The 15460-nt window shown below is 31.5% G+C and carries 12 protein-coding genes; 10 read left to right on the forward strand and 2 right to left on the reverse strand.

Annotated elements, in window-relative coordinates; genetic code table 11:
* Positions 1–47 precede the first annotated feature (47 nt).
* Positions 48–692 carry a YceI family protein gene (locus ACXIHB_RS07480; protein WP_462099300.1) on the forward strand — a complete coding sequence of 215 codons (645 nt, stop codon included), beginning with the start codon at positions 48–50 and terminating at the stop codon, positions 690–692.
* Positions 693–740: 48 nt separating this feature from the next.
* On the opposite strand, the gene lipB is transcribed toward ACXIHB_RS07480, so the two are convergent.
* Positions 741–1445, reverse strand: a complete 705-nt coding sequence (gene lipB / locus ACXIHB_RS07485) for a lipoyl(octanoyl) transferase LipB (protein WP_047788602.1) — start codon at positions 1443–1445, stop codon at positions 741–743.
* Between the two features lie 86 nt (positions 1446–1531).
* Between lipB and ACXIHB_RS07490 the strand changes: the two genes are divergently transcribed.
* The 4 genes from ACXIHB_RS07490 (at position 1532) to ACXIHB_RS07505 (ending at position 7237) form a co-directional block, all read left to right on the forward strand.
* Positions 1532–4495 (forward strand): reprolysin-like metallopeptidase, encoded by a 2964-nt coding sequence (locus ACXIHB_RS07490; protein ID WP_462099301.1) that lies wholly within the window; start codon positions 1532–1534, stop codon positions 4493–4495.
* A gap of 168 nt (positions 4496–4663) precedes the next feature.
* Complete coding sequence (locus ACXIHB_RS07495; RefSeq protein WP_047788603.1) at positions 4664–5278, forward strand: deoxynucleoside kinase; 615 nt, start codon at positions 4664–4666, stop codon at positions 5276–5278.
* Positions 5279–5688: 410 nt separating this feature from the next.
* Positions 5689–5916: a hypothetical protein gene (locus ACXIHB_RS07500; protein WP_462099302.1), complete on the forward strand. Its 228-nt coding sequence runs from the start codon at positions 5689–5691 to the stop codon at positions 5914–5916.
* Between the two features lie 76 nt (positions 5917–5992).
* Entirely contained in the window at positions 5993–7237 is a 1245-nt protein-coding gene (locus ACXIHB_RS07505) for a radical SAM protein (protein ID WP_462099303.1), read from the forward strand.
* Here the strand turns inward: ACXIHB_RS07505 and ACXIHB_RS07510 are convergent.
* Entirely contained in the window at positions 7234–7968 is a 735-nt protein-coding gene (locus ACXIHB_RS07510) for a TrmH family RNA methyltransferase (RefSeq protein ID WP_349264539.1), read from the reverse strand. The two genes, ACXIHB_RS07505 and ACXIHB_RS07510, sit on opposite strands and share 4 nt — an antisense overlap.
* A 71-nt stretch (positions 7969–8039) precedes the next feature.
* Here ACXIHB_RS07510 and tamL point away from each other — a divergent pair, with 71 nt between their 5' ends.
* The 5 genes from tamL to ACXIHB_RS07535 all read left to right on the forward strand — a co-directional run bounded on the left by tamL (position 8040) and on the right by ACXIHB_RS07535 (position 15371).
* Positions 8040–10493, forward strand: a complete 2454-nt coding sequence (gene tamL / locus ACXIHB_RS07515; RefSeq protein WP_159493299.1) for a translocation and assembly module lipoprotein TamL — start codon at positions 8040–8042, stop codon at positions 10491–10493.
* A gap of 95 nt (positions 10494–10588) precedes the next feature.
* On the forward strand, positions 10589–11647 hold the full coding sequence (fbaA, locus tag ACXIHB_RS07520; RefSeq protein ID WP_047788609.1) for a class II fructose-bisphosphate aldolase: 1059 nt from the start codon (positions 10589–10591) through the stop codon (positions 11645–11647).
* Positions 11648–11698: 51 nt separating this feature from the next.
* Positions 11699–12556, forward strand: coding sequence for an acetyl-CoA carboxylase, carboxyltransferase subunit beta (gene accD / locus ACXIHB_RS07525; protein WP_047788610.1), 858 nt, complete (start codon positions 11699–11701; stop codon positions 12554–12556).
* A gap of 129 nt (positions 12557–12685) precedes the next feature.
* Positions 12686–12955 carry a 30S ribosomal protein S15 gene (rpsO, locus tag ACXIHB_RS07530; protein ID WP_047788611.1) on the forward strand — a complete coding sequence of 90 codons (270 nt, stop codon included), beginning with the start codon at positions 12686–12688 and terminating at the stop codon, positions 12953–12955.
* 187 nt (positions 12956–13142) lie between these two features.
* Positions 13143–15371 carry a polyribonucleotide nucleotidyltransferase gene (locus tag ACXIHB_RS07535; protein ID WP_047788612.1) on the forward strand — a complete coding sequence of 743 codons (2229 nt, stop codon included), beginning with the start codon at positions 13143–13145 and terminating at the stop codon, positions 15369–15371.
* Positions 15372–15460 lie beyond the last annotated feature (89 nt).

The raw sequence follows: 15460 nt of genomic DNA on the forward strand, positions 1-15460 counted from the left end.
TTAATTATATTTGTATCTGATTAAGTATCATTATTAAAAACACAAAAATGAAAAAAACAATTTTAGCTATTGCATTTGTTGCAATTGGAGCTGTTTCTTGTAAAACAGATAAAAACAAGGCTACTGTTAGTGACGAAATTAAAGAAGTTGCAAAAACAGAGAATGTTATTAATACTTATAAGACTAACATCGCTGAATCTTCTGTTGCTTGGAAAGGTAGCAAACCTACTGGTTCTCATAATGGTGTCGTAAGTTTAAGTAAAGGAACATTAGAAATCGAAAACGGAAACGTAAAATCTGGTGAGTTCATTATTGACATGACTACTATTTCTTGTGAAGACTTAAAAGCTGGAGACGGTAAAGAAGACTTAGAAAAACACTTAAAAAATGCTGATTTCTTTGATGTTGAAAAATTCCCTACTGCTAAATTTCAAGTAGCTACCTCTGAAGTAAAAGACGGAAAGGTACACGTTACAGGAAACTTAACTCTTAGAGACGTTACTAAAAGTGTTACTATACCAGCTACTATTACAGAAGCTGATGATATGGTAACTTTTAAAAGTGATACTTTTAGTATTGACAGAACTGACTTTGGTGTTACTTACAAGTCTAAAAAAATTGACGCTGCTTTAAAAGACAAATTCATCAATGATTTAATGGAAATTTCTTTTGAAATCAAAGCTAAAAAATAATTTTTAGTTCTAAAGCATAAAAAAAGGTTGACAATTGTCAACCTTTTTTTATGCTTTTATAAACTCTTCCACTTCAAACAGTTCTTTAAAATGTTTTATAATTTTCTCTTTTACCTCTTCTTCCGAGACCTTTCTACCTAATTCAACTTCCATTGAAGTAACAGCTTTTCCACGTATTCCACAAGGAATAATATTATCAAAATAGCCTAAGTTAGCATTCACATTTAAAGCAAAACCGTGCATAGTTACCCATCTACTGGCTCTAATTCCCATGGCACAAATTTTTCTAGCAAACGGCGTACCTACTCCAAGCCATACACCTGTTTCTCCTTCACTTCTTTCTCCTTCCAACCCATACTCTGCTATTGTTAAAATGATTGACTCCTCCAACAAACGTAAATATTTATGGATGTCTGTAAAAAAATTTTCTAAATCTAAAATTGGATAACCAACAATTTGTCCTGGTCCATGATAAGTTATATCCCCTCCTCTATTAATCTTATAAAAAGTTGCTTCTTTCTCTTTTAATTTTTCTTCATTCAACAAAAGATTTTTTATATCTCCTGATTTTCCTAAGGTGTACACATGCGGGTGCTCTACAAACAAAAAGTAATTAGGAGTTTCTATTTCACTATCTCCATTTCTTCTTTCTCTTTTTAATGATACTATTTCATCTAAAAGATTCGTTTGATAATCCCATGTTTCCTTGTAATCTTTTCTTCCTAGATCACTAATTCTTATTTTTTTATTCATAAATTGTGGCGCTAAACTACCCTACAAAGGTAGGGAAATTTAGAGTTTTACTGTTATAAACTAAACGTATATCAATAACAAAAATCATGTTTAAAAAAAGTACCCTTCCTTTTTTATTTGCTTTCTATTTATCAATAGCTAGCTTGTTTTCACAACAACTATGGACAAGGAGTCATAAAGACGCCATTACTCAACAAAAAAAAGAAATTTTTAATACAAATAATACTTTACCTAAAGAATACATTTTAATGAGTTTAAACTTAGAAGGCTTTAAAAATACATTGCCTAACTCATTATCTAAAAATACACCTAATTCAAAAATTATCCAGCTTCCTAATGCTAACGGACAACTAGAAAGATTTTCTATAAAAGAAACTTCTTATTTAGCTCCTTCCCTAGCTGAAAAATACCCTATGATTAAATCTTTTTCAGCTCAAGGAATTGACAATCCTTCTTCTTCGGCTAAGATAAGTATTGGAAAAGATGGAGTTCACGTAATTATTTCTTCAGCAAATGAAGGTACTTCCTACATAAATCCATACACCAAAGACTATAAAGAATATATTGTTTATAAGAAAAGTAGTCTACCTCCAAGCAAAGATGAATTTTCGTGTAAGGTAGAAGACACTGTACAAAAAAATAACATATCACCACATCAACGAAGAAATGCTGATGATGGCAATTTAAGAACCTATAGAATGGCCATTGCTTGTACAGGTGAATATGCTCAGTTTCACATAAACAACCAAAGAGTACCATCTACAGCTAGTGATGCAGAAAAAAAAGCAGCTGTACTATCTGCTATGAATACTACAATTACTCGTGTTAATGAGGTTTATGAAAGAGATTTAGCTGTAAGAATGGTTATTGTTGATAATAATGATTCTTTAATTTTCTTAGATGCTAATACTGATGGGTTAACCAATGATGATGCCAATACTTTAATTGACGAAAGTCAAGTAAAATGTGATGATGTTATTGGAAATGCTAATTATGATATTGGACATACATTTAGCACAGGAGCTGGTGGATTAGCTGAATTAAACTCTGTTTGTGCTACTAACTATAAAGCCAAAGGAGTTACTGGAAGAAGTAGACCTATAGGTGATACCTACGACATAGATTACGTAGCTCATGAAATAGGACATCAATTTGGTGCTACCCATACATTTAACAATTCTTGTGATGGTAACAGGAGTAACAGTACTGCCGTAGAACCTGGAAGTGGTTCTACAATTATGGGGTATGCTGGTATTTGCTCACCAGATGTACAAAGTGTAAGCGATGATTATTTTCATGCGGTTAGCATAGCTCAAATGTGGAGTCATGTGCAAGGAACAGGAAGTTGTGCTACCTCAACAAGTACAGGAAACAATGCTCCTACTGCTAATGCCGGAAATAATGTAAGCATTCCTAAATCTACTCCATTTATTTTAAAAGGACAAGCTACTGATGCTGACGGAACATCCTCTTTGACATATACTTGGGAGCAAATTAACAATGAAACAGCTACAATGTCTCCTTTACCTACAAACACTGGCGGACCTATGTTCAGATCATTATCTCCTTCTAAATCTCCAAATAGATACTTTCCCGCTCTTTCAACAGTTCTAAGCGGAAACACTTCTACAGAATGGGAGGTTTTACCATCAGTTGCTAGAGAATTAGACTTTGCTTTTACAGTAAGAGATAATCATGTTGGAGGCGGTAATTCTGCTAGAGATGATATAAAAATTAATATTATAGATACTCAACCTTTTATAATTAATAACCAACCTACTTGGGCACCTAATACAACAAGAGAAATTAAGTGGCTAGTTGGTGACACAAATACGGCTCCTATTAATTGTCAAAATGTAAACATTAAATTATCTACAAATGGAGGTACTTCTTTTGACGTTATTCTTATTGAAAACACTCCAAATGATGGAGCAGAAACTATAACTCTTCCGAATTTAGCAGCTACTAACAACGCTGTATTAATGATAGAAGCTGCTGATAATATTTTTTATAATATTACCTCTCAATTTAAAATAGATACAACCCCTGATTTTACTCTATCTAATTTAAGTGGTAACGCTTCTATTTGTGGAACTGCTTCAAACAATATTAAATTCGAATTGGACTATCTAACTTCTAACGGATTTAATGAAGATGTTACTTTTTCAGCTTCAGAAATTCCAGAAAACTCATCTATTTCCTTTGATAAAAAAACTGTTAACAGTGATTCTAGGATTATAGTCACCATTGATAACATAAACAATATTCCAACAGGAGATCATGTTATTACTATTACAGCATCTTCTAATTCACTAACAAAATCAATAAACCTTAATGTAAACAAGAATAATAATATTTGTAGATCATCTGGAACAACAGAATCTCAAATTAGTATTACTAATGTAACTTTTAACGACATTAACAATAATTCTTCTAAAACGACAGGATATTCTAATTTCACTGATAAGAATACATTAGTAGCTAGAGGTGTATCTTATGATTTGTCAACTACAATTAACAGTGATGGTAACAGTGATGGTAACAGCAATATTAAAACTTTTGCTTGGGTAGATTGGAATCAAAACTGTGTGTTTGACGCTAATGAAAGTTATGATTTAACTTCTAATACTCTTTCTATTACCGTTCCAGAAGATGCTTTATTAGGTTCTACAACTATGAGAATTTCTACAAAAGTAAATAGTAATCCTAATTCTTGTGGATTAAATTTTAATGGTGAGGTAGAAGACTATACTATTACCGTTGAAGAAAGCTTTGCTACAGACAATACGTTGTTTAATGATTTAAAAATAGGCCCAACACCCACGCTATTAAATAAAAAGCTAACAATAAACTTCAAGGTAAAAGATAAAAAATCAACAATTATTAGACTTTTTGATTTTAGGGGAAGATTACTTGAAACACAAAAATTTTCAACTATTTCTAGTCAGTTTAATGAAGAAATACAATTAACCAAAGCTGCAAGCGGACTTTATTTATTACAAGTTGAAAATGCGGGTAAACAAGTGACAAGAAAAATAGTTGTTAAGTAGGTTATAAACTATGTCAGAAAAGTAAAAAGCAAGCTAATTGGCTTGCTTTTTATTTTTATCTAATATTCATTTATTAAACTTGTTTCTTAATTCCTTTTTTTATGTAATTTTACCACCCCCTAATCTGGCTGTGCCAGCAATATTAAAAACATTTTTACACAAACAATTATGCACGTAGCAATTGCCGGAAACATAGGCGCGGGAAAAACCACTTTAACTAAATTATTAGCAAAACACTACGATTGGGAAGCTCATTTTGAATCGGTTGATGAAAATCCATACTTAGATGATTTTTATGGAGAAATGGAGCGTTGGTCTTTTAATTTGCAAGTATACTTTTTAAATAGCCGTTTTCGTCAAGTTTTAGAACTTCGTAAATCTGGTAAAAAAATAATTCAAGATAGAACTATTTATGAAGATGCTCATATTTTTGCTCCAAACCTACATGCAATGGGGCTTATGACCAATAGAGATTATAGTAACTATTCTTCATTATTTGAATTAATGGAAAACTTAGTAACCCCTCCTGATTTATTAATTTATTTACGTGCAGATATTTCTACACTCGTAGGTCAAATTCATAAACGTGGTAGAGAATATGAAAACTCTATCAGTATTGATTATTTAAGTAGGTTAAATGAACGCTATGAAGCTTGGATTAGTCAATACAATAAAGGTAAATTATTAATTATAGATGTTGATAATTTAGATTTTGTTGATAACCAAGAAGACTTAGGTTTTATTATCGATAGAATAGATGCTCAAATAAATGGATTATTTTAAGTTTTAAAGAATTTAAGCCTACAATAACAACCTCTTTGTTTTTTAGTAAAAACAAAGAGGTTTTCTTTTATCAATCTATATCTTTATAGCGTATTCGCTATCCTAAAAAATAAAATCTACCTTCAAACAGAAATCTTACTCTCAAATCTCTTCTCTTCAAAAACAAGTTAATTACCCCTCTAAAAGTGTGTTATAATTTTTAAATTATGCATCCATTTTTTATAAATAGTCACCTAGTCACCTTACTTTTTCATCTCAAATCATTAATATTTGTTGCAATTCATTTAAGAAACTTGTTTAAAAACAAGCCTATTAACTTCTATTAGTTTAATGATTTACAGGTAGCTGAAAATGTAATCTTTTAAACTTAAAAAGAAATAGAGTAAGCAATTAACTTAAAATTAATAATTATGAAGAAAACATTTTTTTTACCAAAGGGATTAGAAAAGTTCACAAACTTACAAGCTGACAATCTAGACCTTATTAAAGGAGGAGCTATTTATGTGGAAGAAGAAATTTATTACCCCACTAGTGGAGGAGGAAGAGTATGTCCTGACGGATTAGTTTGGAGTAACAAGCTACAAAAATGTGTGAAATTAATAGAAGTTGAAGCTGAAGAAGAGCACTTCAGATTATAACACAGAATTTTAAAATCTTCTCAAGGAAATTATACACTGTATAGTTTCCTTGTTTTAACCAACACCTTTTCTAATTATGAATTTTAATTCTTTAGCTATAAAAATTGCTAGTAGATGTAATCTTAATTGTTCATACTGTTTTATGTATAATCTTGGAGACACTACCTATAAAAACCAACCTAAATTCATGTCTTCAGAAGTTGTTGATAATATTATTGAAAAGACTAAAAATTATATAAAAAAGTATAATAAAAAAGAATTTTCCTTTATTTTCCATGGAGGCGAACCTCTACTCGCTTCTAAAGATTTTTATATTAATTTTATAAATAAAGTGCACAAAGTACAACAAGAACTAACCGATGTATCTTTTTCTTTTGACTTGCAAACAAACGGTGTTCTTTTAGATAAAAGTTGGATACAGCTATTCAAAAGCTTGAACATTTACCCTAGTGTAAGCGTTGACGGAACTAAAAAGGCACACGATATGTATAGAGTAGACCATAAAGGAAATGGCAGCTACGACACAGTTTTTGAAAGTGTCAAGTTATTAAAAAATGAAATGAATTTTGCTGACATAGCTTGTGTTATTAATATTGAAGAAAGCCCAAAAGAAATTTACGATAGTTTTAAAAAAATGAATGTTAGCTATGTAAACTTTTTAATTCCTGATTACACACATGACAATTTTCCCTTCGATAAAGACAAAACCTTAATGGCCGATTGGTTAATTAATTTATTTGATATTTGGATTAAAGATACAAAGCGATTTAAAATCCCATTATTTTTAGGCTTGTTAAACTCTCTAATGAGAATTAATGAAAAAGCAAAAAACGAATCAACCGTTTTGGTTATCGAAACAAATGGAGAAATCGAGGCTATTGATTCTCTTAAAGCTTGCGGTCACGGTTTTACTAAAACAGGTCTTAATATTAAAAAGAACAATTTTCAAGACATACAACATACCTCTTTAGGTAAATTATATTTTAATGATTTTAACACAAAGCTTTGTACACAATGCTTAGAATGTCCATTAAATGAAATTTGTAAAGGAGGTAGATTGGTTCATCGTTATAGCAAAAAAAATGGTTTCAATAACCCTTCTGTTTACTGTAATGATTTAATTAAGCTTATTGCTCACATACAAAAGTTCTTTATATCATGTTATCCAGAGCTACATAAAAAAGAGAACATCCAACCAATAAAACCTATAGAAATTACAAATTACCTTTCAACTTTTGCTCAAAGCACTTACACTCCTTACAAAAAAGAATTGGAAGCTTTCTCTAAGAAAAATAAAGCATTAGCTAATCAATCATATTAAATCAAGTTTCTTTTAAACTCACTTAATAATATAGCTGTAGCAGTGGCAACATTTAAACTCTCCGTTTTTTGTAAATCGCCAAACCTTGGGATGGTTACAGTGTTTTTTACAATATCAGCAACTTCAAGAGAAATTCCATTTGCCTCATTTCCCATTACTAAAACTGCTTTTTGAGGTAATGGAGTAGTATAAACATTATCACCATGCATATCTGCTGTATAAACAGGCAATGGAGTACTCTTTAAAAACTTAGGCAAATCAACATATGAAACCTGAACTCTAGTTAACGATCCCATGGTAGACTGTACCACTTTTTGATTATAACAATCAACCGTATTTTTAGAACATACCAACTCAGAAATCCCAAACCAATCACACAAACGAATAATTGTTCCTAGATTTCCTGGGTCATTAATACCATCTAAAGCAACTATAAAATTGCCCTTATTAACCTCTTTTTTGTTTGGAATTTTAAAAATTCCTAAAACTTTGTTTGGTGTTTTTAAAGTACTAATCTTTTTTAACTCGTTTTCAGAAATCAAAATAACCTCTACATTTTTTGAAGAAATAAATGACTCTTCTGTAGTATATAATTGTTCTACTACCAAAGAAGACGCTAGTAATTCATTAACCACCTTTACACCTTCTCCTACAAATAATTGATGCTTTTGTCTATACTTTTTTTGCTGTAAACTAGTTATTAACTTTATGTTGTTTTTAGATAAATTCATTAAATTATTTTTAACACTCTAAAACCACTAAAAAATAGTATTTTTGATTCTTAATACGAGGCGTAAAGTTAATGAAAAAACTTTCTTTCTTCTTTTTATTAGTAGGCTTATTCAGCTCATGTAGCACAATTAAATATGTTAAAAAAAATGAGTTATTACTAGCTAAAAACACAGTATATATTGATAGTGTAAAAAACTCTAGTGATAATATTGCTGAATTATTATTACAACGCCCTAACGCTAAGGCTTTGGGTATACCATTATCATTACATTTTTATAATTTAGGAAATCCCGAAGCTCCAAAAACACCTAGTGAATGGGCTAAAAAAAATCCAAAAACCTATAATTTTTACAAAGATGTATTTTCAGAAAAGCAAAGTATAGCTGTAGCTAAAACACTTATTGGTTTTAATAATTGGTTTTTAACTAGTGGGGAACCCCCAATTATTATTGACGATAAAAAAACAGATAAAACTGTAGATAACTTAAAAGCTTACTTTCAAACTGAAGGATATTTTAGAGCTAAAGTTTTCTCTAAAAAAGATACTATTGGTAAGAAAAAAGGAGAAATTAGCTACCATATTACCAAAGGGAATCCTTCTTATTTAGATAGTATTAAAACTTTTATTACATCTCCAGTTCTTGATTCTTTATATCAACTTACAAAAAAGAAAAGCTATCTAAAACCTGGAGATCATTATAAGAATGACAACTTTATAAAGGAAGCGAATCGACTTGTAAAACTTTTTAGGAATAAAGGAATATATCAATTTAATGAAAATTATATCTCCTTTGAAAATGACACTTTAAAAAATTATGAAAAAACCGATGTAGATATCAATATTTCTGATAAAACTATTCCTTTTCAAATTCAGAAATTAAGAAAAGTAAACGTTTATACCGACTATAATTATAGCACTAGAAACTCTAAGCATAAAGACAGTGTAAGTTATAATGGAATTAATTTTTACGCACTTCGAAAACTAAAATACAATCCTAAGTACTTATCTCAATCTTTATTCATAAAACCAAATACCGTTTATAGTGACTCACTAAGAAATTTAACACGTACACATTTAAGAGGGTTAAAAAACTTCAAAGCAACCTCTATTCGATATAATGAATTAAGCGAAAACGAACTGGAAGCCAATGTATATTTAACCCCTATAGAAAAATACACTTTAGGTTTTGAAACAGAATTATCACGTTCCAACATTCGTAACTTTGATGTTTCTTTAAAGTTTTCATTAACTAATAGAAATACATTTAAAGGTGCTGAGCTTTTTAAACTCTCTACTTTTGGTTCTTATTTTAACTCCAATAATGGACCCGGTTGGGAAATTGGTTCGGATATTTCACTAGAAGTTCCTCGATTTATGGCTCCTTTCGGATTGCATAAATTGGTTCCAAAAAGAATGTTTCCTAGAACTAAGTTTTACTCAGGAATAGGAATTCAAAAAAACATAGGATTGGATAAACAAAATATATCTATTGGTATAGATTACAAATGGGACTATAACAAAAGAAAATCCATTCAATTAGAACTATTAAATACTCAATATATTAGAAATCTAAATGTTGATAATTATTTTTCTATATATAATTCTGAATATCGAAAATTATCTGAAGTCGCTGAAATTTATGATCCTTCATATACGTTTCCAGACAATACCCCTAGTAACTCAGGTGAAATAATTAATTTCATTTCAGGCGTTCTTACCGATGCTAATTTTGCAGCATCAAACCCAATTGAGTTTCAAAACGTCTTAAACCTTGCTAACAGATATAATATTGTAACATCCGACTTTTTAATTCCAGAAATTGCCTATAGCTATACCTATAATAATCAAGAAAGTATTAAAGATGCTAGCTTTTCTTTTTTTAAGTTTAGAGTTGCTAACTCAGGAAATATTATGGGACTTTTATCAAATAAGACCAACAGTTCTGGACAAAAAACTGTTTTTAAAATTCCTATTGCTCAATATTTTAAAACAGATATTGAGTATAAAAAATATTGGGATTTAGGTGATAACAATGTTTTAGCGCACAGAACTTTTCTTGGAGCTATTTTTACTTATGATAATTCTGGCGTTCCTTTTTCTCGTAGTTATTTTGCAGGAGGTTCTAACGACATACGTGCATGGAGAACCTACGATTTGGGTCCTGGTACTAGAGCACCTCTTCTTGAATACAACATTGGTAGCTTAAAATTTTTAACTAGCTTTGAATACCGTTTTAACGTTTTTGGTTCTTTAAAGTCTGCTTTATTTATTGATGCAGGAAACATTTGGGATATAACCAACACAGAATTTGTTGATGATCCAGCTAAATTTAACGGTTTTAAATCGTTAAAAGATATGGCTGTTGGTGCTGGTTTCGGGCTTCGTTACGACTTTAAATTTTTAATTGCAAGATTGGATTTAGGATTCAAAGCACATGAACCATATTTAACTAATAATAAGTGGTTCCAAAACTTCAATTTCTCTAACTCTGTGCTAAATATAGGTATTAATTACCCCTTTTAACAAAGTACTTTCTAATAAAAATTTATCGCAACTTGTATAAAAAAGTGTAGATTTGTTCCTTAAACTAAGTAACACACTACTAAACAAAATAAAAAATGATTAAACCTGGAGTTGCCACCGGAAAAGAAGTTCAAGCAATTTTTAAATTAGCAAAACAAAAAGGTTTTGCTTTACCAGCTGTTAATGTTGTAGGATCAAACACTATTAATACGGTTTTAGAAACAGCTAAAGAACTTAACTCGCCTGTAATAATCCAGTTCTCTAATGGAGGTGCTCAATTCAATGCAGGTAAAGGCTTATCAAATGATAATGAAAAAGCTGCTATTGCTGGTGCAGTAGCTGGTGCTAAACATATACACTTATTAGCAGAGGCATATGGTATTCCTGTTATTTTACATACCGATCATGCTGCAAAAAAATTATTACCTTGGATTGATGGTTTACTAGATGCTAGTGAGCAATTTTATAAAGAAACAGGAAAACCTCTATACAGTTCTCACATGATTGATTTAAGTGAAGAACCAATAGAAGAAAATATTGAAATTTGTAAAGAATATCTTGCTCGTATGAGTAAAATGGGAATGACTTTAGAAATTGAATTAGGAATTACTGGAGGTGAAGAAGACGGGGTTGATAATACAGATGTTGATAGCTCTAAATTATACACACAACCAGAAGAAGTAGCCTATGCTTATGAAGAATTAATGAAAGTTAGTCCACAATTTACTATTGCTGCTGCCTTCGGAAATGTTCACGGAGTATATAAACCAGGAAACGTAAAATTAACTCCAAAAATTTTAAAGAACTCACAAGAACATATTTCAGAAAAATATAACGTTCCTCATAACACAATCGACTTTGTTTTCCACGGAGGATCTGGTTCTACTTTAGAAGAAATTCGTGAAGCAATTAGTTACGGAGTTATAAAAATGAATATCGATACTGATTTGCAATATGCATTTACCGAAGGTGTTCGTGATTATATGAAAGAAAAATCTGCATATTTGCAATCTCAAATCGGTAACCCTGAAGGAGATGATATTCCTAACAAAAAACATTATGACCCTCGTAAATGGTTACGTGAAGGAGAACAAACTTTTAAAGCTAGATTAAAGAAAGCTTTTGAAGACCTAAATAATGTAAACACATTATAAAATTCTTTGAAAAAAGAAAAACCAAACAACTAAAGATTAAAAAACTAAATTATGGCTTGGTTTAAACGTACAGACAAAGGGATTCAAACCCCAACAGAAGAAAAGAAAGACACACCAAAAGGCTTGTGGTATAAAACCCCAAGCGGAAAGATAATTGACACAGACGAACTTAAAAAAAATTTATACGTAAGTCCAGAAGATGGATATCATGTACGTATAGGGAGTAAAGAATATTTTGAAATATTTTTTGACGATAATAAGTTCACAGAACTTGATCCAAAATTATCTGCTAAAGACCCATTAAAATTTGAGGATACTAAAAAGTACCCTGAAAAACTAAAAGCTGCTCAGAAGAAAACAGGATTAAAAGATGCTGCTCGTGCTGCTGTTGGTAAATCAATGGGAAAAGATTTAGTAATTGCTTCAATGGATTTTGCTTTTATTGGTGGATCTATGGGAAGTGTTGTTGGTGAAAAAATAGCAAGAGCTATTGATTATTCTATCAAAAACAATATTCCTTTTTTAATGATTTCTAAATCAGGAGGAGCTCGTATGCAAGAGGCTTTACTTTCTTTAATGCAATTAGCTAAAACTTCTGCAAAGCTAGCGCAATTAGCAGAGGCTAAAATTCCATACATATCTTTATGTACCGATCCAACTACTGGAGGAACCACAGCTTCATTTGCCATGTTAGGAGACATAAACATTGCTGAACCAAATGCTTTAATTGGATTTGCAGGACCTCGTGTAGTAAAAGATACTACTGGTAAAGATTTACCAGAAGGCTTCCAACGTTCAGAATTTTTATTAGAACACGGTTTCTTAGATGGTATTTACGAACGAAAAGACTTAAAAAAACAGGTAAACTTGTATTTAGATTTAATACAAAATCAACCTGTAAGAGCATAACAAAAAAGCTAGCGATTGCTAGCTTTTTTGCTTTCTAACTTTTTCGTTACCATTCAAAAAAATAATCGTACATTTGCATCTTCAATGTAAATGCATTGAGTACATAATAATCATTTAAATAATATTGGCATGTATTTAACAAAAGAAGTTAAAGAACAAATCTTCGCAAAACACGGTAAAGGAGCAAATGATACTGGTACTGCAGAAGGTCAAATCGCGTTATTTACGCACAGAATTAACCACTTAACTGAGCACTTAAAGAAAAATCGTAAAGATTTTAACACAGAACGCTCGTTAGTACGTATGGTAGGTAAGCGTAGAAGCTTATTAGATTATCTAAAGAAAAAAGAGATTAATAGATATCGTGCGATTATTAAAGAATTAGGAATTAGAAAATAATTCTACAAGAAAAGAGGCTCTATAAACGTGCCTCTTTTTTATTTTTACATAAAGTTTATTTCTGACTAACAAACAGAAATTTATATATAAAAAGCTCAAAATTACTAACAACAATTTTGATTTTCCATTGGAGCAACAACAACACAACAACAAACAAAAACGAATTAAAATTTAGAAGAATTAATTTATGATTCCAAAAGTATTTAACCAAGTAATAGAACTTGGAGATGGAAGAACCATCACATTAGAAACAGGAAAATTAGCAAAACAAGCAGATGGTTCTGTTGTTGTAAGAATGGGAGATACAATGTTATTAGCAACAGTTGTATCAGCAAGAACTGCAAATCCAGGTATTGACTTTTTACCATTAACGGTAGATTACCGTGAAAAATTTGCAGCTGCAGGTCGTTACCCTGGTGGATTTATGAAGCGTGAAGCACGTCCTTCAAATGAGGAGATTTTAACAATGCGTTTAGTAGACCGTGTATTGCGTCCACTATTCCCAAAAGATTACCACGCAGAAACTCAGGTAATGATTCAATTAATGTCTCATGATGAAGAAGTAATGCCAGATGCCTTAGCTGGTTTAGCTGCCTCTGCGGCAATTCAATTATCAGACATCCCTTTTGAAGCACCAATTTCGGAAGTACGTGTTGCGCGTATTAATGGTGAATTCATTATCAACCCTAGTGCTACTCAATTAGCTGAAGCGGATATCGACTTAATGGTTGGAGCTTCTAATGACTTTGTTGCAATGGTTGAAGGAGAAATGGATGAAGTTTCTGAAGAAGAAATGGCAGAAGCAATCCGTGTGGCACACGAAGCTATTAAAGTACAATGTGATGCTCAGGTAGCATTGGCAGAAGCTTTTGGTAAAAAAGAAACTCGTGAGTATGAAGGAGAAGCTGAAGACGAAGAGTTAGCACAAAAAATTCATGATGCAGCTTACCAAAAATGTTATGACATTGCTAAAAAAGGAACTTCTAAACAAGAAAGAGGATTAGCTTTTTCTGAAGTTAAAGAAGAGGTTATTGCAATGTTCACCGAAGAAGAATTAGAAGAATACGGTGATTTAGTAGGAAAATATTTTAGTAAAGCACACAAAGCTGCTGTTAGAGATTTAACTTTAAATGAAGGTTTACGTTTAGACGGACGTACCACTACTGATATTAGACCTATTTGGTGTGAGGTAGATTACTTACCAAGAACTCATGGTTCATCAATCTTTACACGTGGAGAAACTCAAGCATTAGCTACAGTAACTTTAGGTACTTCTAGAGATGCAAACATGGTAGATTCTCCAACAATGCAAGGAGAAGAGAAATTCTACTTACACTATAACTTCCCTCCTTTTTCAACTGGAGAAGCACGCCCTTTAAGAGGAACTTCTCGCCGTGAAATTGGTCATGGTAACCTAGCTCAAAGAGCTTTAAAAGGAATGATTCCTGAAGATTGCCCTTATACAGTTCGTATAGTATCTGAAGTATTAGAATCTAATGGTTCTTCTTCAATGGCTACTGTTTGTTCGGGTACAATGGCACTGATGGACGCAGGGGTTCAAATGAAAAAACCAGTTTCTGGTATTGCAATGGGGTTAATTTCTGATGGTGATCGTTATGCTGTTTTATCTGATATTTTAGGAGATGAAGATCATTTGGGAGACATGGACTTTAAAGTAACTGGTACTGCTGATGGTATTACAGCTTGTCAAATGGATATTAAGATTAAAGGATTGTCATATGAAATCTTAGTAAAAGCTTTAAAACAAGCTCGTGATGGTCGTTTACATATCTTAGAAAAATTAACGGATACTATCGCTACTCCAAATGATGATGTTAAATCTCATGCACCTAAAATGGTAAATAGAGTAATTCCTAACGACTTAATTGGAGCATTTATTGGTCCGGGTGGAAAACATATCCAAGAGTTACAAAAAGAAACAGAAACTACGATTGTTATTAACGAAGACCCTGTTACTGAAGAAGGTATCGTTGAGATTTTAGGAACAAACCAAGAAGGAATTGATAAGGTTATCGCTCGCATCGATTCAATGATGTTTAAACCTGAAAAAGGTTCTGTATATGAAGTAAAAGTAGTGAAGTTATTAGATTTTGGTGCTGTTGTAGAATATACTGAAGCTCCAGGAAATGAAGTTTTACTACACGTTAGCGAATTAGCTTGGGAACGTACAAACAATGTAACTGACGTTGTTAATTTAGGAGATATTTTAGATGTAAAATACTTCGGAATTGACCCAAAAACACGTAAAGAAAAAGTATCTCGTAAAGCCTTATTACCTAAACCAGAAGGTTATGTAGCAAGACCACCTAGAGATAACAACAAAGGAAGAGATAATCGTAATCGCGATAATCGTCGTGACGATAGAAAACCTAGACAGGATAAAAAAGAATCATAAAATTCTTTAGATATAAAAAAGCAACCTTATAAGGTTGCTTTTTGTTTTTATACACCTCTTTAAATAAAGAAAGGCTGCTAAAATTAGCA

The organism is Tenacibaculum sp. IMCC1 (assembly GCF_054906355.1).

Bases quoted from the DNA above. Each gene is read 5' to 3' on its own strand.
- ACXIHB_RS07535 (WP_047788612.1), top strand. From the start codon at position 13,143: ATGATTCCAAAAGTATTTAACCAAGTAATAGAACTTGGAGATGGAAGA.
- fbaA (WP_047788609.1), top strand. From the start codon at position 10,589: ATGATTAAACCTGGAGTTGCCACCGGAAAAGAAGTTCAAGCAATTTTT.
- ACXIHB_RS07510 (WP_349264539.1), bottom strand. From the start codon at position 7,968: ATGAATTTATCTAAAAACAACATAAAGTTAATAACTAGTTTACAGCAA.
- ACXIHB_RS07495 (WP_047788603.1), top strand. From the start codon at position 4,664: ATGCACGTAGCAATTGCCGGAAACATAGGCGCGGGAAAAACCACTTTA.
- ACXIHB_RS07505 (WP_462099303.1), top strand. From the start codon at position 5,993: ATGAATTTTAATTCTTTAGCTATAAAAATTGCTAGTAGATGTAATCTT.
- rpsO (WP_047788611.1), top strand. From the start codon at position 12,686: ATGTATTTAACAAAAGAAGTTAAAGAACAAATCTTCGCAAAACACGGT.
- lipB (WP_047788602.1), bottom strand. From the start codon at position 1,445: ATGAATAAAAAAATAAGAATTAGTGATCTAGGAAGAAAAGATTACAAG.
- accD (WP_047788610.1), top strand. From the start codon at position 11,699: ATGGCTTGGTTTAAACGTACAGACAAAGGGATTCAAACCCCAACAGAA.
- tamL (WP_159493299.1), top strand. From the start codon at position 8,040: ATGAAAAAACTTTCTTTCTTCTTTTTATTAGTAGGCTTATTCAGCTCA.
- ACXIHB_RS07500 (WP_462099302.1), top strand. From the start codon at position 5,689: ATGAAGAAAACATTTTTTTTACCAAAGGGATTAGAAAAGTTCACAAAC.
- ACXIHB_RS07480 (WP_462099300.1), top strand. From the start codon at position 48: ATGAAAAAAACAATTTTAGCTATTGCATTTGTTGCAATTGGAGCTGTT.
- ACXIHB_RS07490 (WP_462099301.1), top strand. From the start codon at position 1,532: ATGTTTAAAAAAAGTACCCTTCCTTTTTTATTTGCTTTCTATTTATCA.